General features: G+C 43.0%; 22 protein-coding genes. 3 read left to right on the top strand and 19 right to left on the bottom strand.

Annotated elements, in window-relative coordinates:
• Positions 1 to 2: 2 nt before the first annotated feature.
• From asnB to BMW61_RS06430, 4 genes are all read right to left on the bottom strand, one after another.
• The gene (asnB, locus tag BMW61_RS06415; RefSeq protein WP_091820432.1) at positions 3 to 1,586 is read right to left on the bottom strand and encodes an asparagine synthase B; all 1,584 of its coding nucleotides are present in this window, start codon (positions 1,584 to 1,586) and stop codon (positions 3 to 5) included.
• A gap of 28 nt (positions 1,587 to 1,614) precedes the next feature.
• Positions 1,615 to 3,384 carry an ammonium transporter gene (locus tag BMW61_RS06420; protein ID WP_091820433.1) on the bottom strand — a complete coding sequence of 590 codons (1,770 nt, stop codon included), beginning with the start codon at positions 3,382 to 3,384 and terminating at the stop codon, positions 1,615 to 1,617.
• A 335-nt stretch (positions 3,385 to 3,719) separates the two neighbouring features.
• A complete protein-coding gene (locus tag BMW61_RS06425) occupies positions 3,720 to 5,255 on the bottom strand; it encodes a flotillin family protein (protein WP_022761437.1) in 1,536 nt (511 codons plus the stop codon).
• 144 nt (positions 5,256 to 5,399) lie between these two features.
• The gene (locus BMW61_RS06430) at positions 5,400 to 6,128 is read right to left on the bottom strand and encodes a class B sortase (protein WP_175475114.1); all 729 of its coding nucleotides are present in this window, start codon (positions 6,126 to 6,128) and stop codon (positions 5,400 to 5,402) included.
• Between the two features lie 219 nt (positions 6,129 to 6,347).
• Between BMW61_RS06430 and BMW61_RS06435 the strand changes: the two genes are divergently transcribed.
• Entirely contained in the window at positions 6,348 to 7,022 is a 675-nt protein-coding gene (locus BMW61_RS06435; RefSeq protein WP_022761435.1) for a rhomboid family intramembrane serine protease, read from the top strand.
• Here BMW61_RS06435 and BMW61_RS06440 read toward each other — a convergent pair.
• The 6 genes from BMW61_RS06440 to BMW61_RS06465 all read right to left on the bottom strand — a co-directional run bounded on the left by BMW61_RS06440 (position 7,019) and on the right by BMW61_RS06465 (position 14,353).
• Positions 7,019 to 8,092, bottom strand: coding sequence for a hypothetical protein (locus BMW61_RS06440; protein ID WP_091820436.1), 1,074 nt, complete (start codon positions 8,090 to 8,092; stop codon positions 7,019 to 7,021). The two genes, BMW61_RS06435 and BMW61_RS06440, sit on opposite strands and share 4 nt — an antisense overlap.
• A 69-nt stretch (positions 8,093 to 8,161) precedes the next feature.
• Positions 8,162 to 9,619 carry an MBOAT family O-acyltransferase gene (locus BMW61_RS06445; RefSeq protein WP_091820438.1) on the bottom strand — a complete coding sequence of 486 codons (1,458 nt, stop codon included), beginning with the start codon at positions 9,617 to 9,619 and terminating at the stop codon, positions 8,162 to 8,164.
• 5 nt (positions 9,620 to 9,624) lie between these two features.
• Positions 9,625 to 10,491: a hypothetical protein gene (locus tag BMW61_RS06450; RefSeq protein WP_091820439.1), complete on the bottom strand. Its 867-nt coding sequence runs from the start codon at positions 10,489 to 10,491 to the stop codon at positions 9,625 to 9,627.
• The gene (locus BMW61_RS06455; RefSeq protein ID WP_091820441.1) at positions 10,482 to 11,555 is read right to left on the bottom strand and encodes a hypothetical protein; all 1,074 of its coding nucleotides are present in this window, start codon (positions 11,553 to 11,555) and stop codon (positions 10,482 to 10,484) included. The genes BMW61_RS06450 and BMW61_RS06455 overlap by 10 nt, the downstream gene beginning before the upstream one ends.
• 255 nt (positions 11,556 to 11,810) lie before the next feature.
• Positions 11,811 to 13,202 carry a PhoH family protein gene (locus BMW61_RS06460; RefSeq protein ID WP_022761430.1) on the bottom strand — a complete coding sequence of 464 codons (1,392 nt, stop codon included), beginning with the start codon at positions 13,200 to 13,202 and terminating at the stop codon, positions 11,811 to 11,813.
• Positions 13,203 to 13,333: 131 nt separating this feature from the next.
• Positions 13,334 to 14,353 carry a TRAP transporter substrate-binding protein gene (locus BMW61_RS06465; RefSeq protein ID WP_175475115.1) on the bottom strand — a complete coding sequence of 340 codons (1,020 nt, stop codon included), beginning with the start codon at positions 14,351 to 14,353 and terminating at the stop codon, positions 13,334 to 13,336.
• 134 nt (positions 14,354 to 14,487) lie between these two features.
• Here BMW61_RS06465 and BMW61_RS06470 point away from each other — a divergent pair, with 134 nt between their 5' ends.
• Entirely contained in the window at positions 14,488 to 15,756 is a 1,269-nt protein-coding gene (locus BMW61_RS06470; RefSeq protein ID WP_091820444.1) for a hypothetical protein, read from the top strand.
• A gap of 209 nt (positions 15,757 to 15,965) precedes the next feature.
• Here BMW61_RS06470 and BMW61_RS06475 read toward each other — a convergent pair whose 3' ends face one another.
• Positions 15,966 to 16,694 (bottom strand): SEL1-like repeat protein, encoded by a 729-nt coding sequence (locus BMW61_RS06475; RefSeq protein WP_022761427.1) that lies wholly within the window; start codon positions 16,692 to 16,694, stop codon positions 15,966 to 15,968.
• Positions 16,695 to 16,809: 115 nt separating this feature from the next.
• Between BMW61_RS06475 and BMW61_RS06480 the strand changes: the two genes are divergently transcribed.
• Positions 16,810 to 17,850: a CPBP family intramembrane glutamic endopeptidase gene (locus BMW61_RS06480; RefSeq protein ID WP_175475116.1), complete on the top strand. Its 1,041-nt coding sequence runs from the start codon at positions 16,810 to 16,812 to the stop codon at positions 17,848 to 17,850.
• Between the two features lie 30 nt (positions 17,851 to 17,880).
• Here BMW61_RS06480 and BMW61_RS06485 read toward each other — a convergent pair whose 3' ends face one another.
• The 8 genes from BMW61_RS06485 to BMW61_RS06520 all read right to left on the bottom strand — a co-directional run bounded on the left by BMW61_RS06485 (position 17,881) and on the right by BMW61_RS06520 (position 26,979).
• Complete coding sequence (locus BMW61_RS06485) at positions 17,881 to 18,132, bottom strand: hypothetical protein (RefSeq protein ID WP_022761425.1); 252 nt, start codon at positions 18,130 to 18,132, stop codon at positions 17,881 to 17,883.
• Between the two features lie 14 nt (positions 18,133 to 18,146).
• Positions 18,147 to 19,631, bottom strand: coding sequence for a methyl-accepting chemotaxis protein (locus BMW61_RS06490; RefSeq protein WP_091820448.1), 1,485 nt, complete (start codon positions 19,629 to 19,631; stop codon positions 18,147 to 18,149).
• Between the two features lie 140 nt (positions 19,632 to 19,771).
• The gene (locus BMW61_RS06495; RefSeq protein WP_022761423.1) at positions 19,772 to 20,311 is read right to left on the bottom strand and encodes a hypothetical protein; all 540 of its coding nucleotides are present in this window, start codon (positions 20,309 to 20,311) and stop codon (positions 19,772 to 19,774) included.
• A gap of 30 nt (positions 20,312 to 20,341) precedes the next feature.
• Entirely contained in the window at positions 20,342 to 21,403 is a 1,062-nt protein-coding gene (locus BMW61_RS06500) for a glycosyltransferase family 2 protein (RefSeq protein ID WP_026497789.1), read from the bottom strand.
• Between the two features lie 2 nt (positions 21,404 to 21,405).
• A complete protein-coding gene (locus tag BMW61_RS06505; RefSeq protein WP_091820450.1) occupies positions 21,406 to 23,334 on the bottom strand; it encodes a hypothetical protein in 1,929 nt (642 codons plus the stop codon).
• Positions 23,335 to 23,349: 15 nt separating this feature from the next.
• The gene (locus BMW61_RS06510) at positions 23,350 to 24,918 is read right to left on the bottom strand and encodes a helicase HerA-like domain-containing protein (RefSeq protein WP_091820451.1); all 1,569 of its coding nucleotides are present in this window, start codon (positions 24,916 to 24,918) and stop codon (positions 23,350 to 23,352) included.
• 145 nt (positions 24,919 to 25,063) lie between these two features.
• The gene (locus tag BMW61_RS06515) at positions 25,064 to 25,342 is read right to left on the bottom strand and encodes an HU family DNA-binding protein (RefSeq protein ID WP_022761419.1); all 279 of its coding nucleotides are present in this window, start codon (positions 25,340 to 25,342) and stop codon (positions 25,064 to 25,066) included.
• 215 nt (positions 25,343 to 25,557) lie between these two features.
• A complete protein-coding gene (locus tag BMW61_RS06520; protein ID WP_091820453.1) occupies positions 25,558 to 26,979 on the bottom strand; it encodes an amidophosphoribosyltransferase in 1,422 nt (473 codons plus the stop codon).
• Positions 26,980 to 26,989 lie beyond the last annotated feature (10 nt).

A 26,989-nucleotide genomic window follows, 5' to 3' on the forward strand; every position in this document is an offset into this window, starting at 1 on the left:
ATTTACTTTCCTGATGCACCATAGTTTGATAACACGCGGGCGGAAGGATCGTTTACGTCACAGCCCTTCCAGTTTTTGTTGGGCATCCAGAAATCTATAACCATATCTGATTGTCCGGAATAATACTTTTCAAACAATTCTCTATATAAAAGCGATTCCTTGGTAAAAGGAGTCGCATGAGTATACGCTTTCCTTTTTTCTTCAAATTCCTCATCCGTATAATGAGTTTCTGCATATTCCATGAGGTCATCTCGAAGTGAATGTCCGACCGCATCTGAGAATGCAGCTTTCTCTCTCATAAGGATTGAATGAGGAATAAACTTGTCAGGCTCAAAAGCCTTTCGCAGTAAGTACTTACCCATTCCGTAAGTATTGAGTTTCTTTTCGGGGTCAATGCTCATTACATAATCCACGAAGTCGAGATCTCCGAAAGGAACTCTTGCTTCCAGTGAGTTAACACTTATGCATCTGTCAGCTCGAAGTACATCGTACATATGAAGTTCGCGTACTCTCTTTTTTGCTTCCTCCTGGAAGGCTTCGGCACTTGGTGCAAAGTCTGTGTACTTATATCCGAAAAGTTCATCCGATATTTCTCCGGTCAGAACAACCTTAATATCGGTGTTTTCATGGATCCATTTGCAAAGAAGATACATTCCTATTGATGCTCTGATTGTTGTGATGTCGTAGGTTCCAAGAGCCTTTACAACAGGCTCGAGTGCATCCAGAACATCCTGTTTACTGATGATCACTTCGTGGTGATTGCTGTGGATGTAATCTGCAACCTCTCTTGCATACTTAAGGTCGATAGCATCTATATCCATTCCGATTGCAAAGGTCTCTATCGGTTTGTCCTGAAGACTTGCGGCCACTCCGCAAACCAGAGATGAATCCAGACCTCCTGAAAGAAGGAATCCAACAGGAGCGTCTGCATCCAGTCTCTTCTTTATTCCGTTTAAAAGCTTGTCATGAATGTTTTTAGTAATTGTCTCTAGGTTGTCGGTTCTAATTTCCTTAACCTCGGTCATGTCTCTGTAAGAAATGAACTTGCCGTCCTCGTAATAATGTCCGGGCGGGAAAGGTAATATTTTTTTACAAACACCTGTGAGGTTCTTAGGTTCAGAGGCAAACAGTATGTACCCATCCTCATCATATCCGTAGTAAAGAGGTCTGATTCCTATCGGATCCCTCGCTGCGATGAACTTTCTCTTTTCATCATCGTAGATGACCATCGCAAACTCTGCGTCGAGAAGTGAAAACATTTTGGTTCCAAGCTTCTCATAAAGCGGAAGAATGATCTCACAATCGCTGTCACTCTGAAAGGTATAACCCATTGATTTCAGATATGACTTAAGGGCTTTGAATCCGTAAAGCTCTCCGTTGCAAATAACAGCATTTCCGTTAAGTTCAAAGGGCTGCATTCCTTTGCAATTCAGTCCCATGATCGCCAGGCGATTAAAACCGAGCCATCCGCCCTTTACCTTTAATGTCCTGAATTTATCAGGCCCTCTGGATGCTGTCCTTTGCAGCATTTCCTCAAAGAAATCCTTACTGACTTCTTCCCTTGTATATGTGAGTATTGCGCACATATCTGTTGTTCCTCCTGGTTACATATATTTATTCAGCATCTGCAAGTGCAAGTACGCCTTCCTCGCCGGTGCGAATCTTAACTACGTTATCGATGCTGTAAACGAAGATCTTACCATCACCGATTTTTCCTGTATAAAGAGTTCTCTTAGCTGCCTCAATAACATCCTCTACAGGAATCTTGCTGACAACAACTTCCAGCTTAATCTTGGGAAGAAGTGTCACATCCATCTCAACTCCGCGGTACTTCTGGCCTGAACCCTTCTGTACTCCGCATCCCATAACCTGAGTAACTGTCATTCCGGTTACACCAAGTTCGTTCATTGCCTTACGAAGCTTGTCGTATCTTGAAAGCTTTGTAACAATTACTACCTTATGAATAGCAGAATCTGATTTAACAGGACCTGTTACAACAGGAACTGATGCATTCTTCTGGAACTCTGTAGCCTTGTCATATTCATCAACACCAAGGTCTGTATTCTCATTGACACTCATGTTCAGTGTGTTTGAAATATCCATAAGTGCGAATCCTGAATATGCAGATGCAAGACCGTGCTCAGTTGCATCAAGACCTGTGATTTCCTCTTCCTCACTAACTCTGAGGCCAAGGATTGCTTTAATAGCTACGAATGTGATTGTGATTGTTACTGCTGTCCATGCTGCAACTGCTGCAAATCCTACAAACTGAATACCAAGAAGCTTGAAGCCGCCGCCATAGAAGAGACCTGTCATCTCATTTCCTGCTGCATCAGCAATGCTGTAACCGGGTGCTGCGTTTGTTGCAAAAAGTCCAACTGCAAGTGTTCCCCAGATACCGTTTAAGCAGTGAACTGCTACGGCACCAACCGGATCATCAACGTGAAGCTTGTAATCAAGGAACCATACGCCGAAGCAAACAAGAAGTCCTGCTACTATACCGATTACGATTGCACCAAAAGCATCTGTTACATCGCAGGGAGCTGTGATTGCTACAAGTCCTGCAAGTGAAGCATTGAGACACATTGAAACATCGGGCTTACCATACTTCAGCCATGTGAAAATCATGCATGTTACTGTTGCAAGTGCAGGTGCTATTGTTGTTGTTACAAATACGCTTCCAAGCTGTTCTACTGTAGTACATGCTGCTCCGTTAAATCCATACCAGCCAAGCCAGAGAATGAAAACACCAAGAGCGGCTGCTGTAAGATTATGTCCGGGAAAAGCGTTTACCTTAACAACTTCTCCTCTTGCATTTCTCTCGAACTTTCCAATGCGAGGTCCGAGGAATGCTGCACCGATCAGGGCTGAGATACCACCAACCATGTGGATACATGTGGATCCTGCAAAATCGTGGAATCCAATCTGTGCAAGGAAACCGCCGCCCCATGTCCAGTGAGCTTCAATAGGATAAATGATTGCTGAGATAACTGCTGAGTATACACAGTAGGAAATGAACTTTGTTCTCTCAGCCATGGATCCTGAAACGATCGTTGCTGTTGTTGCACAGAACACTAAGTTAAATACGAAATTGGACCAGTCGAAATTTGCATAATTTGTAAAAATATCAAATCCCGGTCTTCCGATGATTCCCATCATGTCCTCACCAAGGAGTAATCCAAAACCGATGAGAATAAATACTACAGTACCGATACAGAAATCCATCAGGTTTTTCATAATGATGTTTCCTGTATTCTTTGCTCTTGTAAAACCTGCCTCACACATTGCAAAGCCTGCCTGCATCCAGAATACAAGAGCTGCTCCGATCAAAAACCAAACTCCGAAAACACTCGAATCAATTGCACTTAAAATTTCTTCACTCATAACCTGCTCCTCCGATTCCTAAATTAGTCGGGATAATAAAATTGGCGGTGCGCAGGGAGACTGCTCATACAGTCTGATGCCCCATTGCACCGCCTAATAAATCATTTGTAGAACTTCCGGTCAAAACAATGCCCGGTGATTACTTATGAATACATGTATACAATTGTGAGTACACATTCTCCGGAGTGTATTCAAAAAGATAAGAAAAAGCGCCTTAGAGTGTTAACTCTAAGACGCCCTTGTCTTTTATAGTTTGTGATTTTACGCTTATGAAACAGATGTGTCAAGATACTTTTTTAACTTTTTTCAAATTAAAAATCTTGATCATTTTTTACTTATTCAGTAACTGTATCCTCTGCTTCAACACTCACATTCACACCGTTGCCGGTGAGGTTGATGTTCTTGTTTACCTTAGCATCATAGGTTCCGGCTCTCATGATCTCAGTGAAATCAACACCGGTAGCTTCTGACATGGTATCAAATACCTGCTTCATAACGATAGGCATGTTGCCTGAAATCTGGCTTGCACCGTTTGTTCCATCGCCTGTTCCGTATATATTGATCTTGTCGATCTGTGAAAGAGGTTTTGCAATCTCGGCAGCCATCTGAGGCATGATCTTGATCATCATCTCAGCCATAGCAGCTCCGTTGTACTTCTTGTACGCTTCTGCCTTTTTCTCCATTGCTTCAGCTTCCGCAAGACCTTTAGCCTTGATAGCTTCCGCCTCGGCACGACCCTTGGCTTCAATACCTGCAGCCTCGGCATCGTACTTAGCTTTGATACCTGCTGCTTCCTGCTCTGCTGCGAATTTCTGTGCCTCAGCCTGTGCTCTCTTAGCATCAGCCTCACGCTCCTGCTCATACTTATCAGCATCGGCTTTCTTCTGACGTTTTACAAGCTCTGCCTCAGCGGCCTTCTCAGCCTGGTACTTTTCAGCATCAGCCTTTTTCTCAATCTCAGCTGCAAGTTCCTGCTGCTTTACAGCAACTTCCTTCTGCTTAAGTTCAGCCTCGCGCTCTGCCTTTGCAATCTGAGCATTAACGGTGTTGGTCTGAATTGTCTTTTCCTGTTCCTGTCTCTGAATCTCGTATGCGGCATCGGCTTTAGCCATTGCAGCATCGGTCTCCAGTTTAAGTTCTGCCTGCTTCATAGCAAGGTCACGCTGCTTCTGTGCAATCTCAAGATCAGCTGCAATTCTTGCATCATTGGCTTCCTTGTCAGCTTTTGCTTTTTCAACTGCAACTTCCTTCTCAGCCTGAGCCTTAGCTACAGCTGCGTCCTTCTTGATCTTGGAGGTGTTATCCATACCAAGGTCATTGATGAGACCGTTTTCATCGGTTACGTTCTGAATGTTGCAGGACAAAATCTCGATACCGAGTTTACTCATGTCCTTTGAAGCCTTCTCCATAACCTGATCTGAGAAACTGTCTCTGTCGGTATTGATTGCCTTAAGAGCAAGTGTACCGATGATCTCACGCATGTTACCCTGAAGGGAATCCTGAAGATCAAGTGTGATCTGCTCGGGATTCTTGTTGAGGAAGTTCTTGGCAGCAAGCTGAATTGCTTCTGGAGTAGTACCGATTCTTACCTTTGCAACAGCGTCAACATTAACGTTGATGAAGTCATTGGTAGGAACGGACTGCTCTGTTTTGATGTCAACAGTCATCTGCCCAAGATACAATCTGTCGACCCTCTCAAAGAAGGGGATCTTGATACCTGCGCGTCCAATGAGGATACGAGGAACCTTTCTCATACCGGATATAATGTATGCTCTGTCCGGAGGTGCCTTAACATATCCGGCTGCAATAATGATAATAGAAATGATAATGATTGCGGCAATTACAATTGCCATTGTTAATGATGTAGTCATAACGACCTTCCTTTCTCTGAAACACTTTTGTTTGAGTGATTTAATTGTAATCTACGTAAAGTCGTGAATACATATCGGTTTTGGAGCCTTTAAATATCGTATTTTTCTGTTTTGGAAAAAATAATCGCTAACGATATTACGTCGCTACTGCCTGTCAAAGGAAGCGACCTTTACAGAGTGAACAACGAACCTGTTTCCACTGCCCGACTGGCCGGAACAGGTCGACAATGTAAGAAGTGAAGGATGCTCCGAAAAATCGACTTCTCTGGGAATTTCCTTCATGGAACAGTTTTTAACATAATTTACAAAATCTTCGTATTCACTCTCGTTCTTAACTTCCGTGTAGCTGTAAGAGCCCACGGTTGTAGCATAGTATGAGAATACTTTGTACTTATATATCTTATCCTCCGTATAAATATAAACATACGGATTTTCCGCAAGGATATCCTTGTCCTTGTTTTTATAAATAGTTTTAAGAGAACCGAACATCGAACCGTTTCTCATGTTATGACCAAATAAGAAGTCACTGAGGCCGCAAAAATCAGCATCAGAATCAACATCCATAAATATGCAGCCTGCCTTATTGGGTGTTCCTTCAAAGGTCTTATGAAGATACTGATCGATTGACTGTTCCTTTACCACCGGATAGTTAATTGTGGAAATGGCTGGGAAATAGAGCCATCCAATGAAATCGGAATTGATGCCCTTTAATGCCTCAAAATTGATATCCAGCCTCGGATATTCGTCCTCTGAATCCTCATCGATTTTTTCGAATAGTTCGGAATTATCATCTTTTACAATGACATATTGATCGGCGATGTTGTCGTACTCCGAAATCGCGACAGAATACTCCTTTTGATCAAAATATATCATGACTCCCTCATATATTATGACCCCAAGAAGAATTAGAATGAGCACTATTCTTAAAATGCTCCAAAATGAATTTGTTTTTTTCTCTGTGTTTGTATTTTCCATAATATCAATATTTTATACGAACAAAGGGTATTAGAAAAGAGATTTCTTTGACAGCCGACATGCTGTATAATTAGCCTTTGAGGGGAATCTTTAGAAAGCTTTAGAGGAATATGGATTATGAATAAAATCAAAGAAGCCCCGTCCGATAACAATATTTATCGTCCGGTTTTCAAAAAGACAAGAGGTCAGATTTATAGGACAGCTTATGTAACGATAGCTCTTGTAATTATAAACGTTCTTGTTTATCTTGCATCTAACAGCATCGCACCGAATTTCTATGATGATCTGATATTGGATCCCGCCGCATTTTTTTACACTGATAAAATAGAATGGTATAGACTGATTACGGCAACCTTTATGCACGCAGACGTTGATCACATCTTCGGAAATATGCTGTGCCTGGTTGCAATCGGCGCATTACTTGAAAACTATATGGGACACGGTCTTTATTTCATTATGTATTTTTTAGCCGGTATAGCAGGTAATGTTCTCACACTGGCCTACAATATTACTTTTGACGATTTCTTTGGTTCCCTTGGCGCGAGCGGATGCACCATGGGTTTATCAGGTTTTATGGTGGTATGGCTAATCGTAAACAGAGATCAGCTTGTTAAGGAAGAAAACATGCTGATAAATATTCTGCTGTTTGGTTTACTGATTGTCTATGAATGCTTCTTCCAGAAGGATGCCAATACCGTAGCACACCTTGGCGGTTGCATTATTGGTGTCATTTTTGGAATCGTAAATATAATCGTCTTCCACAACAGCAAAGAAATGGAAGGATTACTTTAATCTTGATTTTCAGCGACAAGCTGATCTATTGCTTCGGCGTGTCTTAGATAGGAATCGTAGGCGACATCACCTCTGTGATCGGGCAGGAGGTCTCTTCCGTAGTTGTTAATCAGAGTATTTCCAAGGTAATCGGAATACTTATTTGCTCCGTTGTAGTTGAGGTGAGAGCTGCCATCCGATATGTCGGAGCCTCCGGTATAATCAAGACCGATGTCACTCAGATGTTTAAATACATAATCGAAGCAGACGTGATCGTCCCCGGCTGCATTAAGCTCTCTCACATAATTTTCAAGCCAGTTGTAGCGCTGGGTTTCCTCCTGCTTAAGGCCCTCCTGCTGCTCCACATTCAGCTCGTAGGGCACCATTGTTATATAAAGCTTTATATCATTTTCTTTTGTATATTCTATTATCTTATCCAGATATCTCACCGACTTTTCAAGCGGTGCCTTGCACTCATCGGTATCAATCACAGGATCGGGCATAGACTCGTTATGAAAATGAGGAACAAAGCCCTTATAATAGCTGTAATCTTTGCCGAAAGCAGCCTCTAAATCCTTTTCCTCAAGATCGTTATATCTGTCATGATAGCCGAAAAATGACGGGAAATATTTATTCCACAGTTCTTCTTTATTATCAAAGCAGGCAGTCATCAGCTGCAGTTTGTTTAGTGAAAAGCGCATGCCATACAGGCTGTCACCAAGGAAATAATAGTGGTATTTGTAATCCTCCTGAAAAGCTGCCGCCGTGAAAAAGTCGAGAACAACAACCTTAGGCTTTTGATATTTACACAGTTCCTTCAGATAATGGTAGGAAACATGCAAAGGCTGCTCCGCGGAAGAAAGGTCATAACCGGCTATGCCGTAATCTGTAAAAAGCTTTGCGGTATTAATTCCGCAGTGGACATGACTTGAACCAAGCATAACCACATCTATTGTGTTTTTAGGCTGATCGTATAGTGCCCTCGACTGCGTAACACCGGCCTCGGTCTTAACGCAGAGGACATTGTTGGCGACTGAAAGAAGGCAGAAAAATACTATTAAACTAATTGAAGTAACTATTATTCTTTTCATGTTTTTATCCTATTAGGTTATTCCCCTCATCCGGCACTTCGTGCCACCTTCCCCCCTAGGGGAAGGCTTTTAAAATTGTGCGTAGACGAAGCTTCTGATTTCTTCTCCGGCTCCGTATTTTCCGAATATCAATATTACAAGTGCGAGGAAAACAAACACCGCACCTCTGGTAATGTCTCCCCATCTTGCGGACATGGTTTCGGGCGGGATGGTGTCTTTCCTGTACGAAATGATATCCATAACTGTAAGGATAACCAGGGATAATCCTGCAATCCACCATTCTGTCTGCACGAGTCCCAGCATTGGTCCGTCCTCAAAGGAAAGCCCAGTTCTAATTCCTGCTGTACCCACAAAAGGAATCATCCCTTTGATATACGAAGCTGCAACGCTCATATCCGGAGCTCTGAAAAAGATCCAGGCAAAGGATACCAGAATAAAGCTTATAATTCGTCCGAGCATTCCTTTTACAAGAAATGCCGCTTTGCTCTTTCTCAAAAAGCTTGAAAGTACATTCATAACTCCGTGGAAAATTCCCCAGATTATGAAAGTAAGTCCTGCTCCGTGCCACATACCGCACACAAAGAAAACCACCAAGGTGTTAAAGGCTTTTCTGGCACTGCCCCTGCGATTTCCTCCAAGCGGAATATAGATGTAATCCTTTAGGAAATTACTTAGCGAAATATGCCAGCCTCGCCAGAATTCCACTATATTCTCCGTAAGATAAGGCGTCCTGAAATTCTGTATGAGCTCTATCCCGTACAGCGCGGAGATTCCTATCATGATGTTGGTATAGCCTGCGAAGTCGCAGTATATCTGCATCGTATATAAAAGTGAAACCAGCATAAGAGTCAGAAAGCCATACTCCGATGGTTTTTCAAAGGCGGCATCAACCGGGATTCCTATCCTGTCGGCAATAACCATCTTCATGAAAAGTCCCCAAATAAGATATGACAGCGCGCGAATTGTCCTGTCAAAGTCAAAAAGCTTTACGCTCTCCGTCTTCTTAATCTCCTCAAGGAATGCCCCTTCTCTCTCAATCGGGCCGCTCATCCACTTAGGAAACCACATCATGTAAAGCGCATAGATAAACGGATTCTTCTGTAATGTAGTTTTTCCCATTGAAACGTCGGCAACATAGCTGATTGCCTGAAATGTATAAAAAGATAAACCTATCGGAAGTCCGAGCTCTGCCACTTTTTCCGGAACAGATACTCCGACTAATGAAGCTGCGATATAAAGATATTTCCAGCCAAAGAGAATAAGAGCAGGAATAGCTATGCCTATAGCAGTAGATATATGCGCAAGTTTCACCTCATCTCTTTTTTGAAAATATGAAATCAATCCCCCGAAAAGGTATGAGATCACCGTAATAAAAAGGAGCACCGTAAGCCCGAATGCTTTTCCCTGCCAGTATATAAAAAATACACTCGCAGCAAGAAGCACCCACTTACGAAATCTCCCCGGTGTGATATGAAAAAGTAAAACCGATATGATTATAAAGCCAATAGTCGTAAGCTGAAAAAGCAAGTAAATTATCCCCCAATCTTAGCTGATAATTCGTCAAGAGTCATATGTGAAAGAGCCGGCGATGATCCCCAGGAATACTGGGATTTAAAATCATACTCACCGTCAGCTATCATAAGCTCGTCAAGAAAATAATGACCGTAATCATCCCCAAGCGCACTCGAAAAGACAGCCCTGTAATCCTCCTCAGAAACACTGCTTCCGTCTCCTGCCATAAATGAAGCTCCGTTTTCCACCGCAACATTATTTATCAGTTCCGGAGCTTTGGTCTGTTCATTAACCCTGTAAAGATACGACTCTATTCTGCCGCCGTTATTTAAAATAACATATTTTATAAAGAGATTCTTCTCAAGAAAAAGAGCTGCGTAAGTGCCCGGCATATATGAAGAATCATCGTCAGTTTCATCGACATAAATCTCAAAGGGCTCGGAGACAGCTTCACCTACATAGCTGCAGTAGAAAGCTCTCTTTCCGGAAACATCGTGCATTATAAGTTCCGGAATTCCATCCTTATCAATATCAATAAGAGAAAATCTGGCAAGGTCTCCGGATATATCCGTGTACAAAGAAGCACACTCATCCCTAAACTGAGTCGCCCTGCTAATAATTCCTTCCTTGTATGCCGCACTTGCAAGGACTTCGCCCGGATCTACAACAGCTTGTTCTACAGTTTCTTCCTCAGTCGCCTCTATATTGTCTCCGGCAGATTCCTCTGTGATTGTCTCTTTCAGATCGTCATAGGAAGTCATGCCGGTACTATCACTCTTTCCCGGTCTGAACAGCAGAATAAGTACAGTGGCAAGTATTACTATTACCAGCACCGTGATGGCTATAAAAATTATGCGTCTTAGTTTTTTATTCTTCTTTATCGCCATTCCCAGCCCTCACCGGCAACCTCTGCCTTAAGCTCTTCCACGCCTGCGTCCCATGAACTGTAATATTCATCACCTCTGTGATCCGGAAGTTTTTCTTCGCCGTATCTGCTTCTTAAATCCTGCGCAAGGTATTTTGCAAACTGTGTGGCACCGTAATAATTCAGGTGCGAACTGCCATCTGCAAAATGTGTACCGCCCTCGTAGTCTATTCCCAGATCACCTATATGTTTAAAAGTATAGTCAAAATAAACATTGTCTATACCCTCGTTCTTTATCTCCTCCAGGTAATTCTCCAGCCAGTTGTACCTCAGGTCCTCCTCCTGGGTTACGCCCTCCTGCTGCCCTACATTCAGGTTATAGGGAACTATCGTAATGTACAGTTCTATTCCGTTTTTATATGTATAATCAATTATCTTTCGCAGGTATTTCTGAGATTTTTCTGAAGGTGCCTTAATATCAGTGGTGTTGGGACTTGGTGTATTAACTGCTGCCATTTTAAAAGAAGGCGTATATCCCTTAAAAGAACTGTAGTCCTTACTCCATCCTTCCTTCAGTGTGGCAAGATCTCCTTCGGAATCCGCCCCGTAATATGAAGAAAGATATTTCTTTTTCATGTTCTCATCGCCATCAACCGCGGTCTCGACCATTTCAACTTTATTGAGGGAATATCTGATGCCGCAGAGCGCATCGTTCAGATAATAGTACTTATCGGCGTAGCTGTCCAGAAAGGCGCAGGGCGCAAAGAAGTCCAGTACTACAACCTTGGGCTTTTGATATTTACAGATCTCTCTAAGATAATAGTAGGAAATCCAAATCGCCTGCTCTGCAGAAGAATAGTCATAGGCACTGATTCCGTATTCCTCCCACATCTTATAGGTATTTATTCCGTAATTTACATGGCTTGATCCCAGCATAACCACATCTATGCTGTCCCTCGGCTGGCAGTACATGGCAAGTCCCTGCCGTATGCCACCGTTTGGTCTGTCTGTCACTATGCCACCTCCAAAGTTTACTGTACTTAGAAGGCAGGTTATGGTCAAAAATGCAGCCATTAAAGATTTCATGGGAAAGTCCTCATTATCAGATTTGTAATGGATTAAACGCGCTTATATTGATTTTATAGCCGGGAAGGCTTTTTTACAACAAAAAGAAGCTCCGGCATACCGGAGCTTCCCCTCATCCGTCAGCTTCGCTGACACCTTCCCCCAGTGGGGGAAGGCATTATGTATTCGCTGACACCTTCCCCAGTGGGGGAAGGCATTATGTATTCGCTGACACCTTCCCCCAGTGGGGGGAAGGCATTATGTATTCGCTGACACTTATAATATCACTTTATCTCGCATTCTTCCGATGGCGTCCATAGCGAGTCTGGATCTCTCGCATTCCTCTGTAGACAGTGTAATCTGCCAGCAGAGTTCGGAGCCCTTCATGTGCTCGGAAGCATAGGATAGACCGTTTGTCCTCTCATCAAGGAAAGGTCTGTCTATCTGATTGGGATCTCCCAATAGAATTATCTTGGTGTCCTTACCTGCTCTGGTGATGATGCCCTTCGCCTGAGCCGGCGTCATATTCTGTGCTTCGTCAATTATGAGGTAGGTCTTAAGGATTGAACGGCCTCGGATGAAATTAAGGGCTTCCGTCTGGACGATTCCTCTCTCAAAGATCTCATCCGTCTTATCCTGAAGTTCTTTCTCATCGTTATAGCGCTCTTCCTCGCTCGAATCGATGAGCTGTTCCAGGTTATCGATTATAGGTCTCATAAGAGGTCCTATCTTTTCCTGCTCATCGCCGGGCAAAAATCCGATGTCATCATCAAACTGGGAATTAGGTCTGCAGACAAGGATTCTCCTGTACTCTCCCGTAGGTCTGTTTATCATCTTCTCAAGACCTACTGCCAATGAATAGAAGGTCTTGGCTGTACCCGCCATACCCTTAACTATAACCAGCGGTGCCTTGTCCGCGGGCTGCATCAGCGCCTCCTGAAGGAAGTACTGACCTGCGTTCCTGGGCGTTACGCCGTAGGGCTGCGCCTTTTCAAATTCAAGCTTTCTGATAACTCCGTGGTCGACTCTGCCCATCTGTGTCTTATTGGTGGACTGGTCGCTCTGAAGTACTACAAATTCATTCTCATAGAGTTCCGGCTTGATCTTATCTCCGTTTTCATCGCAGATATAAACTACATCAACCGGTACTCCCTTTCTTCTAAACTCTTTAAAATTCTCTTCCGGTGCGTATACCCTTATTCTTCCGGCATACTGATCGTCACCTGATACTACCTGTTCAGTTGTAAAGTCCTGAGCCTGGATCCCGAGGAGCTGTGCCTTTATTCGCATCAGAATATCCTTTGTTACAAGGATTACCTGCTCCTTATGTGTATCCGAAAGCCCTTTGCAAACTCTGAGAATACGGTTGTCGGATTTGTACTCCACCATATCCTTGGGAAGCTCTACATCCTTATAGTTTTTCTCTACCCTAAGGATCGCTCCGTCTTGCAGTTCTACTCCCTTTGTAAGATCTCCTTCCTTTCTCAGTTCTTCAAGTAACCTGATTACTTCTCGGACATTGGCACCGCGCTCACCCTCGTCGCGTTTGTGCGTATCCAATTCTTCAAGTACCACCAGCGGCAGGACAACATCGTTGTCATCGAAGCACCGCAGAGCATGTGGCGCCTGAATGAGGACATTAGTATCGAGTACATAGATTTTTTTCATGCACTTCCCCCCATCCTGTTTAGTTTAGACGTGTGATGCTATATCACAAAAAATGGTATAACCCTTACGTCTATGTAAGAATTATACCATATTTTGGGTTTGTTCATACTAAAAAATACTATAATTAGTGATTACCTGTTATCCAGCCACTGTCTGGTCTTGGCGTAAACATCCTTGAAATCACCTGAGTAATTCTCGCGAATTTTCTCGGTCGCCTCTATAAACGGCTTGAGATCCGGATATGTAACCTCAAGTCCAAGCTCCTCAAGCTTCTTAAAAATATCCTCTTCATTCTGATGAACCGCCTCGTGCTCTCCCTCCGCGGATACCTTGGCTGCAGCATCAATGACAGCTCTGTCCTCTTCGCTCAGACTGTTGTACACGCTTGTCCTCATAACCATGTTCCATAAATTATACGCATGATTGGTAACTGCAACATAATTCTGAATCTTATAGTATTCGTTTGTATAGAAGGTAGTTGCTGACCAGTCGGCTCCGTCAAAAGTCCTTCTGTTCAGATTGTCATATAGTTCAGAGCTCACATAACTGTAGGAGGTTGCTCCAAGCACTGAAAACATATCCATCAGAGTCTTGCTCTTAACGGTTCCTATTATTAGTCCCTTCATATCCTCGGGAGTATTGATCGGTCGAACGGAATTGGACAGATTTCTGAAGGATCCGCAGTAATGACTCAGCACTTTAAAGCCTCTCTTTTCAAGCTTGTCATCCACCTCTCTATTGATGTCACATTCGGAAAATTCCCATGCAGTCTCATGATCTGTGAAAAGATAAGGAAGTCCGGTTATTCCTTCCTCAGGAACTATATCAGTAAAATAGGGTGCAGCTATGATCGAAACATCGACCTTTCCTTTTTTCATATCATCATAGATAAGCAGCTGGTCCCCGTATTCATCCTGGTAGTGAACATCGCATTTAACGCGCCCCTGCGTGCCGGTCTCAACATCAAATGCAAACTGCCTGACATAGTCGCATCTGAAGTCATCCCGGGGCATAGCTACACAAATTTTAATCGTGCTGACGCCGTCCGCCCCTGCAGAAGAGCCTTTGCAGCCTGCAAGTGCGAACGTACATAGAATAATTATAAAAGCCGGTATAATTACCTTTTTATATAATGTCAAAAGCCTTGTCATATATGGTTTCTCCATATTTTCCACTATCATTAATCTTAGGTAAACCATACCTTAAATGCAATTAATTTATTCTAAAAATATTATGATATAATGAGTTTATAAGTTATTATTTCCGTGGGGAGGAGCATAGAACTTTGGCGCTTTTTGGCAGAAAATATGATGATGAACTTGATAATAATTATGTGCCGCTCGAAGAGTTTGCTCCTACCATCAGCAGGCAGGAAGTGGTCAAGCGGAAAAAGCTCTCAGACCTCATTTCCCCTATTCGTGACATTCCCACAGCTTTAAGAGGAAGAAGAGACCAAATAGAAAGTGACCTTTCATCCTTTTCATCGGATCAGGATGAGAGCTTTGATGAACTCGAGGAAATGCTCTCCGACATCGTGGATGATACCAAGGGGCATATAGACGATGTTGCCACTTTAAACGAAACCATAGAAAAGGTACGCGAGGCTCTTTCATCCATAAAGGAGACAACCGATAATCTACCTGAGCTCCCCGACAATTCGGAGCTCAGCGATGAGATAGAGATTCCGCAGATAAACCTGCCAAAGCTCTCTGCCGAATATATGCCAGATTCCGAGCTTGTTGCGCAGATACGCAGCTACTCATCCTTTTCACACATATTAAAAAAATCCGTTGAGTACACACTCTCATCCCTCGATCAGTACCACAAGCAGGTACAAAGCCTTTCAAAGAAAAAAGAAATGCTCGAAGCCCTGGCATCGGAGGCTGATCTTCTGGCGCTTAATACAACTATAGATGCCACTCATATGAACGAGGAAAGCAGGGCCTTTTCCACGAAGGTTGCCGCTGAGGTCGGAGATCTGTCCAGGAAGATTCATGATATCTCTGCTGCCCTTGATGCAGAGCTCGGTGCACTGGAAAACGGCTTTAGGACCGTAAGGTCTTCCGTAAACACCATAGAATCCGCTCACAGAGATGCTTCCCGGTACGCGGATATGTACTCCTCTGCCAGCAACGAGTATTACAGGCAGAGCACCAACTACACGAATATATTGATTCAAAGTCTTTCCAGACTCAATCAGGATTTCAGGGAGACACTTGATAAACAGGATGCTATTCAGGCTGATTACCTGAAAGCGTTGGAGGTTTTCAGATCTGATATAATGACCTCCGCCCGTGAGATACTATATAAGGGGAGCCGTATAGGAAGTGTTCTGGACGGCTGCATTCGCGGGTCTGCTTCTCTGAAGGAAGAAATGACAGAAACTCTTGAGAATATTGATGAGCTTAAGTCTCTTCTATCCGATGTGAGAAAAACCGATGCTATAAGAAAATCCAAATATTCATCAGCTTTGCTGAAAGCCTTTGATCAGGATATTGTCTGGCTGCACAATAAGATTGAGAGCGTCATGGAAGCAGCTGAAAACGAATCATAATTGCACAAAAGAGCCGGTGGTAAAAACCATCGGCTCTTTCTCCCTCATAAATACATAAACCGCAGAACGATTTATTTAGCAGGTCCTGCCTGCACTAAAATATCTCACCCATCAATATAATTAGATTTTATCACACTTTCGCAATAATACAACCCAAAAAAAGTGATTTTAAGGCGTTTTTTATAATTTTTTAATAAACCAGTTTCCTCTCAGAACCTGATATACCTAGGTCTACCCGAACTTACCACGTAATCCTCTGCCCAAATATAAGCAACCAGTTTCCCATGATAATAAAATTCACAGCGGTTTCCCTTTATCTCATCCATTACCAGTGTAATCGCATCAACCCTGATACAATCCTCGGAATTCTCATACCACAAGCCCTGAACATTCTGTGCATAGGTAATAACGAAATCCTTGAGCTCGCAATAGTGGAATCTGTCATAAGTGACAAGCATCCTGGACCTCTTACATTCGTCCGCGCCTGCCTTGGGTATTCTGGCTCCTATAATCTTAATCCTGCCGCTCTTCATTCGTCTGAAGGAAATCATAATCTCATAGCCGCCTTCAAGAGCCTGATAAAGCACAAAGGGATGTGTACTGCAGTAGAGTCTCTCACTGCCGTAGCCAAGCTTTCTTCGAAGGCTTGTGAGCGCTAGTCTGATTTTGGCTATAAACGCTTCATCCTCACTGTTTCTTCTGACCTGGAGCCTTAAGATAACCGCGTACTCTGCCTGCAAATAGTAATAATAGGCCTGTGATATGTCCGCCGTACCTCCGATTCCCTTTCGGTACATATCGCCAAGCTCATAGGCAGCCTCAGCAAATCTGCATCTGTAGTGGCCTTTTCCTTCACTTATGAACTTTTTAAGCTCCCGTCGGTATTCAGCACGCTTGGTTCTTCTGATGCCGACTCTTGATTCGTCCCGTTCTTTCATAGATGTTATAATATCACAGAAGGGGTTTCTTTACACCCTTGATTTTATTTCGTATAATTTCGTAAACGGATATGATAAATACATACTTACTTTTCATATCAAAAGGAGTTTATTTATGTCTGTAAAAAAGAAATTCTCGCACCTTGGTTTTTCAATTCTCTTTTATGTGGTTTTCTCCAATATACTCAGCGTAGTTGTTGTAGCTGCAGCAATGTTTATATATATCTTCGTTAATTACTTCTCGTATCTGAGCGCTTCCCCGCAAACAGGTGACGGTCTGAACATGGAGCTTTATATGCAGCTTATAGAACAATTCCGGACTAACACCACTCTCACAACCTTAATCACCATGTGCTCGGGATATCTTATTGCTGTTCCGATTTCAATAATCATCTTAAATGCTCCGGCTACCAGGGATCTTCTTCCGCTTAAGGGTATGCAGTTTATGACTCCTGAGGAAAAGGCTCAGGGAAGGAAGCTTACCCCGGGAGAATTTTTCAGATTCATCATGTACATGTTTCCGCTTGGAATAATCGGCTCCCTTATAGGGCAGATACTTGCAGTAATAATGGGCAGCATTACCGGACAGGACATGACTGATGTTCTGTCATCCACTCTCACAAATATGTCTCTTCCTATGGTCTTTCTTCTCAGCGTTGTACTTGCTCCGATTTTTGAAGAAATCATGTTCAGATACGCAGTGATCGGTTACTGCAGGCGCTATGGTGAATGGAATGCCATCATTATATCCGCGTTTATTTTCGGACTTATACACACCAATGTTTTCCAGTTCTTCTATGCTTTTGCGCTGGGAATTGTTTTTGGTTATGTATATATTTACACAAGGAAACTGATCTATACCATCATCATGCACTGTACCTTCAATTTCTTCGGAGCCTTTGTGCCGATGCTGATTGATCCCAATCTTTCACCCTCCAATACGGGTTCCATTATTTATTCCGTGATTCAGTACATCGTCGCTATAATAGGCCTTATCATGCTGATTTTTTACGTAAAAAAAGGAAGTCTCCTACAGAATTCCCCAAATACTCCGATTCAGGACAAATTCTGTAAGGACTCCGTTTTAAATGCAGGAATGATAAGCCTCATCATCGCGTGCATTATCATAACTATACTGTTAAATTTTGCGATCTGATCTGTTTCTCTTTATGAAAAAAACAAGATTTTAGAGCATTTCTACAACTTCCTGTGAGAAGTCTGCATAGCCGTTTTTATATAATTCCTGAACAAATTCTACGGCTTTCTGACCGGATTCCTCAATCGGTACACCCTGACTGTAGATATACTCAACCTTGTTTCCGTTTGCCATAATAAAATTCACCTGTGTTCCAATAATCTGGCCATCGCCGACATCCATGCCGACTACTTCGACATCTGTAACTTCACGAACACGTCCTGCAGCAAATAATACTCTCATATTAACCTCCTTAATCAATCGTCATCAGAGTCATCCGCATCAAAGTTAATTTCCTTAAGACGTTGTGCCTGCTTGTAAATACCATCCAGGGATTCTCTGAAGCTTTCGAACTTCAAAACCGCCTCCTGAGCATTCTTTAGTCCGTCATTGGAAAGTGCAGCAACTTCTTCACTTGTGGCGGACAGATTAGAAATATTATCATTTATCTCATTTGTGGAATTATCAATCATCTCCATACTGGTTCCGATATCACTGATCTTATCAATCAGATCCTCGAAATTATGATTGATCGTCTCAAATGAGGAAGCGGTATCACGGATTACCTGATTCTGCAATTCCACGGACTCAACCGTATTATCTATACTCTCCATGGCCTTATTTGCATCTTCTGTAAGTTCACCGATAATTTTTGTAATCTCATTGGATGCATTATTAGTCTGCTCAGAAAGCTGTCTGATATCATCTGCAACAACCGCAAAGCCTTTTCCGGCTTCTCCCGCTCTGGCAGCCTCAATTGAAGCATTAAGTGCAAGGAGGTTCGTCTGTTTTGAAATAGCCATGATCGAACCAAGAATTTTCTGAACCTCTTCTACCTTGTTGAGAACAGCCTTAGTAGATTCGGCAGTAATCTGGCTGGCAGAGCGGACGCCTCTTGCCTTGTCTCTCAAAACTTCGATGGTCTGAGCCACTTCAGCAACCGTCTCCTTGGTACTATGCGAAGCTTCTATCATCTGCTGTCTCTGAGAATCCGCAACCTGTGTCTGCTCTCTTATCTCTGCCACCTTCTGGGCTTCATCCGTTACGGCATTTGCGGTACTCTCTGTAGAGCTTGCTATATCCTTCATTCCGGAGCTTGTATTTTCAATAATCGACTCGAGTTCCGCTATAGTACCCTGAGCGCTGTCGAAATGCCTGGAAATACGTCTCGCGATTTTTCCCATATCATGACTTGCTGCTTCCTGAACCTTTACATTTTCCTGAATAGTATCAAAATGCTCCTCATTAAAGGCGTTCAAGAGGCTCATCGTATAATATGATGCCAGAATCGTAAGTATTGTAGCAATTCCGGTAAGTGCTATTTCTGTACCGCTTCTTTCCCCCTTCGAAAGGACTCTTAGGGCTGTGATGACATACATAAGCAGAATTACCGAACTTCCGCCTATTATAATGCGCTTGTTCATATAAAGAATTCCGCTTACAAGAATAGGAAGTCCGAAAATAACATAGTAGAGCTGACCTTCGACAGCCATTACAACAACGAAAGTAACCGTTGCACCAAGCATGATCATCGAAGAACCGATACGGCCTTCCCTGAACTTCGCCATCGCTACGCACATTACCGCAATACTTATCACAACGGAAGCTATTTCAAGGATTCTTCCGCCGGAAAAGCCTGCCGTAACACCCTCAAACAAAAAAGCGAGTGCACAAGTAGCCACAATAATTAGGCATACCGTAAACGCTCGCTGATTGGCACGGGAGAATTGGTTCTTATCCATATTGTCCTCCTGATATATAAATGCAAACAATTGTTACAAATACTCTCACACTTAATATTTTATCAGAATAGACGAAATTCAGTTCTAAATTTTTACTAAATAAGGATATTCTCTCTTTATAATTACTTTATAAATCGAACCTATTGCCTGTCATAATAAGCTTTGCCTGAGCAAATAAAATAGGTTCTGATGTATCCGTCTGTGGAAACAAAGGCGATTTCATTGGTTGATTCAAGATAATAAATATCATCACCGTCCTCGGCTTCAGTCTTGTGAAGAGCCTCCGGATTGTTTATAAGAGCATTGGCTCCTTCAAGATATTCTTCCTCTGAAGAAAAGCCCATTTCCGCCCCATGCTTTTCGAAATGGCCGGATAAGCGGTCAGGATAGCGGAAGTTGTAGGTTTTCCCATCACGCTCTTCAATTGCTGATATAGCAGCCTCTGCTGCGCTTTTGGCATCGCTTTTTGCATCGTCTGTAAGGAGCTGCGCTGAATTTTCCGCAGGCTCGTAGCTTGATAGCTCAGAGCTGCTACTTCCGGCATTATTCCCCTCATTCGATGGACCAAACTGGGGATACATTATCATATACATCACGCAGATGATAAAAAGAACCATTATCCCCATGTAGTAGCTCTTTGATTTTTTTCTGCGTGGTTTTCTATTTAGACGATTATCCATTACTCTAATCTCCAACAAAACCTAAGTCATTTATTTATATACAAATTCGCGCTGTATAACAAAGCTAAGCAAAAACAATACGGTGTCCACCGGGATTTTCACATATACTTCCGGAGCCGATTCAAAGAAGCCGTGAATAAAGGTAACTCCGTAGCCGCTAAGCAGCATTATAATAACGGCAAGCAGCAGATATTTGGCTGCAGCAAGGAATTTGTTTCCTCTCCCCTTAAATACCACCTTGTAATTAACCATAAAATTGTAGGTGGCGGATATCACTCTTGCCAGTATCGTAGAAAGCAGAATATATCCTATAAAAAGATCCTCGACATTCCTGAAAAGTCTGCAAAACAGAGCAAACATAAGCATATCTATTACACTCGACGAAAGCGAGGAAATAATAAACTTAAAGAACACCGCATAAATAATAAGCGAATCCTTTATTGGTCTGAAATGGCTGGATTTATTTTCCTCAATATAAATTGTCTGTATATCCACCTGCCTTATCGGAATCCCCAGATAACCGGTGGCTAAGAGCATATTTGTCTCAAACTCAAAACGCTCACCCTTTTCATTCAAAAGGTAGCGCATAAATCCCGCAGGAATCGCACGCAGACCGGTCTGTGTATCAGTCACCTTTACTCCGGTCAGGACACCCATCACCTTGCTGGTGGTTTTATTTCCAAACACAGATCTCGCGGGAATTCCGCCCTCATCAAAATTTCGGCACCCTAAAATCAGAGCATCGCTGTTTTCCAAAAGCTCTCTCTTGACCCTTGTGATATCTGTCGTTGTATGCTGTCCGTCGGAATCAGCGGTTATGACTCCTATCATATCGGGATACTCATTCAAGCAGTAATTGAAGGCATCCTTCAGTGCTCTTCCCTTACCCATATTGACTGCATGTCGAAGGACAACTGCCCCATATTCAGACTTGGCCGTCTCAAAGAGTTGTCCATAGGTATCCTTATCCGAGCCGTCATCCACTATTACAACAGGTTTAAGCTCCGATGCTTTCAGGTCGGAAAGAAGCTTTATTAACTTTTCATCCGGCTCATAGGCCGGGATTATAATCGGTATTGTCTTATTTTCCATATTTAATATAAATAAACAGGGTATAGTTTAATATCGTTTCCTGATTTTTCTATCCTGTATATCTTCCAGAATTTAAAATATTCCTCACCTTCCGTGATGGTGTTAAAAGTTTCTGCCATAGTCTCTTCCCCAACAGAGGGTGCTTCCGCAAAGAGATACTCAGCATGACTGCTTGATATTTTTTCACATATAGTCGCTGCTGTATCAGTCTCTGTAAGTGTATCATATACTGCCGGAACAGGCGATGCTTCCTTGCTTATATAGGTATCATGTACCCAGTGATTGGATTCACCACTCCTAAGATTAAGCACTCTGTGTCCCCAGAGGTCTCTGTGTCCGTAAACTGCTTCGATAAACATCTCTCCGCCATCGTCTATCATATCGCCATTGTACGTCTTATTCTCGGCAAGTTCTGTTCTATATCCCGCAAGATACTTATACATACCCTTATAATCTGTTGTCAGAAGCACAAAAGCTGCGAACGCGATGTAAATCAGAAGCGCTTTTTTATTGTTATCCGGATCATCGGATTTTTCCGAAAGCTTCTCATATCTTCTCGCCTTCGTAAAAGCCATTCCCGCAAGCAGATATATACCGCCTATAGTAAAAGGTGCACCATATCTTGCTATCGAATTTGTCATAGCAAAGGCATCAAGATACTGATCCTCAGCCTGGAACAGCGAAATATGCGCAATGAAAATAATTGCATGTGAAATAATCGCTGATATCAAAAGGAAAATTCCTATCGGTTTTGCCTGCTCCCTTGCTATTATTCCCTCTTTTACCATAACAATAAAAGCAGCAAAGATAAGGATTATCACCGCGCCTATCGGAAGGTCAAAGGTTATATTGTGATCAGCATGCATCGGCATGGTCCAAAGCCCGAGGAAAAAGTATCTGGCTTTATCAAGTGCATTAGCGGGGACAGAATAGGAACCTGTTGCCATTTTTATTCCAAGTCCCGTAGCCTTGGCCACTCTCCTGTTTATCAGGCAGAACAGAAGCCAGCTTCCGTAAAAGGATGCCGAAAAAAGTGACGCGAAGATTATTCCTCTCTCTTTGTATCCAAGCATAAAATAGAACAAAAGTGCAAAGAGTGCCCACTCGATACCGACAGATTTCGTAAGGAACAGCACCGCTGCATATAGCGCAATCCTTCCGTAATAGAAAAGACTTGCATGGTCTCTTTTGTCCCAGATGGCATACAGAAGAGCTCCATATATGATGCCCATAGTGATATCAGCCGGAGTTCCGTAAAAGATAATTCCGTTTACAATTCCCGGGACCATAAATGCAAGCAGAGTTGCCGGCGCTGAAAGCTTGTCCCTCACTGCTTTTACAAGAGGCATAAGAAAAACTGCGTTTAACGCAAAATAGCCGGCAAACTGGAGTCCTTCAATATATCTGCCCGGACTTATCTGCAGGAAGACCCATTTAAATAGCGACGTTACCGGTGGATAATCTCCGAATTCCGGTGAAACATTGCCGTATTTTCCGGGAAACCTGTTCAGATAAAATAACTGTTTAGCATCAGATGACCAGAAATTGATATCATCCCACCAGGTGAAAATCTGGTCCTTTGTAAGATAGGTAACAGCTGTCAAAACAAGGATAAAGGTAATTACAGAGGGTTTAAAGAATACCTTTAAACATCTTCGAAATACCCTTTTCTTGCTGTTAATGTTCACAACCTTGGATGCAAGCGATGCCTCCTTTATACAGTGCTCCGCATAAATAATCAGCACAAAAAAGGCTATTATCAAAAGAGCTATTACATAAATAGCCCTCATTTCCCCGATAACAGCCAGAAGGTACAATGCAAGTATCTGCATTGCACCTGTCATGGCTATGGTATCGCATATGCTCTCTTTGAATTTAACGGCAAGAACAGATGCCGTCAGAAAAAATGCTGTTGGAATTAGCAGCCACATGTGTATGTCTCCAGATTATAGTTTAAACAAAGTACCGATAATTCCTCGGCCGAGGCTTGCTCCGATGTTGCCTCCAAGTGTCTTTCCGAACTTTCCGAAGCCCTTGCCGGCAGCTTTACCTACTTCACGTCCCACTGTGCCGCTCACGGTTGAAGCAACGGATTTTGCAGCGCGCTTCTTTGCAGCTTCTGCCTTCTGCTTTTCACGCTCCTCTTCTTTTGCCTTGGCTGCCTCTTCTTTCTCCTTTGCTTTAGCAGCCTCTGCCTCGGCTTTAGCCTTAGCAGCTTCCTCTGCAAGCATTACTCCCTTTCTCTGAAGCATCTCATACGCAGAATCGGAATCTACTGCATTTGCATATTTACTGTAGAGAAGGCTTCCCTTTATTGCGCTGTCTCTCTCAGAGTCGTCAATTCCTCCGATTTTACTCATAGGAGGAAGAATAAACGCACGTCTGACTATTCCCGGTGTACCGTTCTCATCAAGGAAGGACACAACAGCCTCTCCCGTTCCAAGCTCCATGATGGCATCATAGGTCTTAAACTCAGGATTCTCCCTGAAGGAATCCGCAGCGGCCTTAACAGCCTTCTGATCTGCGGGAGTATAGGCATGAAGCGCATGCTGTATTTTATTGCCGAGCTGTGCAAGAACTCCGTCCGGAATATCTCTCGGATTCTGAGTGATGAAATAAACACCGACTCCCTTGGAGCGAATAAGTTTTACGACCTGCTCTATCTTATCAAGAAGGGCCTTGGAGGTGTCCTTGAAAAGAAGGTGCGCTTCATCAAAGAAGAATACCATCTTGGGCTTCTCCATATCTCCCACCTCGGGAAGCGTCTCAAAAAGCTCTGAGAGCATCCAGAGAAGGAAGGTTGAATATAAAACGCCATTATTTATAAGGCTCTCGGAATCAAGAATATTGATCATTCCCTTTCCGTTTGTATCTGTTGTAAACCAGTCTGTGAGATTAAGCGCAGGCTCTCCGAAGAAAGTCTCGGCTCCCTGTGTCTCCAATGCAACAACGCTTCTTAAAATCGCGCTTATGGATACGGGACTCATCTTACCGTACTTGGCGGCATATTCCTTATTGTTCTCTGAGAGCTCATTTAAAAGAGCCTTAAGATCTTTGGTATCAAACAGGAACCACCCGTTATCATCCGCTATTTTGAATGCAATTGTGAGGATATCGCTCTGAAGATCGTTGAGTCCAAGAATTCTGGACAAAAGAATAGGTCCCATCTCAGAAACAGTGGTGCGAAGCTGAATTCCCTTCTCTCCGAAAAGATCCCAGAAAGTAACAGGATACTTTTTGTATTCGTAGCCTGTTCCTGCAGGAGAAAATCTCTCTATTCTCTCTTCCATCCCTGAGCCTTCGCGGATCATTCCTGCAAGATCGCCCTTAACATCGGCCAGAAATACCGGAACACCCATATCGGAGAAGGATTCCGCAAGAACCTTAAGTGTAACCGTTTTACCTGAACCGGTTGCGCCTGCAATCAGTCCGTGTCTGTTTGCCATCTTCGGCAAAAGGCATAAATCATCCCCATTGTCTGCTTTTGCTACCCACACCTTACTGTCTTTAAACATTTCCATACCCTCCAACGTTATGCTTAAATTCAATCTACTTACTATTTTAACTACAAATCTTCAGCAAAACAACAAACATAAACAATTTTTGATTAATTGAAAAAACCGGTAGTCTTACGACTACCGGCTGTTTCTGAAGTTTAAATTATTTCTTATTAACAAGATCCTTAAGAGCCTTACCAGCCTTGAACTTAGGAGCTACAGAAGCGGGAATCTTGATGCTCTCGCCAGTCTGAGGGTTCTTACCTGTTCTAGCTGCTCTCTTTGTGGTCTCGAAAGTACCAAAGCCAACAAGCTGAACCTTATCCTTCTTCTTAAGCTGCTTTGAAACAACGTCAACGAAAGCCTTTACAGCCTTCTCAGAATCCTTCTTAGAAAGACCTGTCTCCTTTGCAATTGCTTCTACTAATTCTGTCTTGTTCATAATCGTTTTCCTCCAAATATAAGAAAATTTAACTACATTGACTATACTAGCACCCAAAAAGCCTAAAAACAAGCCTTTTTTGACAAAAAAAGTCGGATTTTTCCGTATTTAAGCCGTTTTTAGTGATATCTGTCAAAAAAGTCTGATTATTCTTGTGAAAAACAGATATTGAAACTTGCAAAATAAGGTGATTCAAGGGTTTTCAGAAGGTGGGATTACTCTTTACCGCTCCAACAATAGGTACACAGCTTGCAGGGTTCGATCGGTATAGCCTCCACCATGTCATCCAGTCTGTGGTAGTGAAGGGATGTGAAATTAAGCTCTTTCCTTATCTCCTCAAGCATAGCCTCATATTGGGGAGAATCCGGATCGGTATACTTACGTACAGTCTCTTCACCCGGCTTCGGATATCCTTCAAGCTTCTCAATGACGCGTCTTGTGATAAGCTCCATCTCCGAATTCGAACGGGAGAAATTCAGGTACTTGCAGCCGTAAATAAGCGGAGGACATGCAGGTCTTATATGAACTTCTTTTGCACCGCTCTTGTAAAGGAACTCAGTTGTCTCACGAAGCTGAGTACCCCTTACTATCGAGTCATCTATAAGAAGAAGACTCTTATTGTTTATCAACTGATTAACGGGAATTAGTTTCATCTTGGCGATGAGGTCACGTCTTGACTGAATTGTGGGCATAAATGATCTCGGCCAGGTGGGTGTGTATTTTACAAACGGTCTTGAATACGGGATTCCAGAAGCATTCGAATATCCGATGGCATGAGCAACTCCGGAGTCAGGTACACCTGCAACAAGGTCGGGATGCAGCCCTCTTTGCATATCACGCTGAGCAAGCTTTTTTCCGCAGCCGTATCTGATATTCTCAACACTTAGTCCCTCATAGGCCGAAGCAGGAAATCCGTAATAGATCCACAGGAAGGTACAGATACGCATTTCATCAAAGGCCGGAGCAACTATCTCAACACTTTCGGGTGTAATAAACGCAATCTCTCCAGGACCGAGTTCCCTGTAGGGATCATAACCCAGATTCAGATATGAAAAGCTCTCAAAGCAGACACAATAGCCCTCATCCTTATGGCCGATTTCAACCGGTGTTCTTCCAAATCTGTCTCTGGCTGCATAAATGCCCTCCGGAGTCATAAGGAGCATTGTGAGCGATCCCTTAATTATCTCCTGCGCATATCTAATACCCTCAACAATCGTGACCTTCTGGTTAATAATGGAAGCAACAAGCTCTGTGGGGTTGATATCGCCACCGCTCATCTCAAGGAAATGCGATCTGTTGTCTGCAAATAGCTTATTGGTAATCTCTTCAATGTTGTTGATCTTACCGACCGTAGTTATGGCATATGTGCCATGGTGAGAACGAACAATGAGAGGCTGCGGCTCAAAATCGGAAATACAGCCGATTCCGAGATGTCCCTCCATTTTTAACATATCCTCTTCAAATTTAGGTCTGAAATACGATCTCTCGATATTATGTATGGAACGATCGAAGCCCTTCTTCCTGTCATATACAGCGAGACCTGCCCGGCGAGTGCCGAGGTGAGAATGATAATCAGTTCCGTAGAACAGATCAAAAACTGCGCTTTCACGCGATGCTACGCCAAAAAAACCACCCATGGAAACCTCC

The sequence above is a fragment of the Butyrivibrio sp. ob235 genome (assembly GCF_900109475.1).
In the GTDB taxonomy this organism is placed as follows: Bacteria; Bacillota; Clostridia; order Lachnospirales; family Lachnospiraceae; genus Butyrivibrio.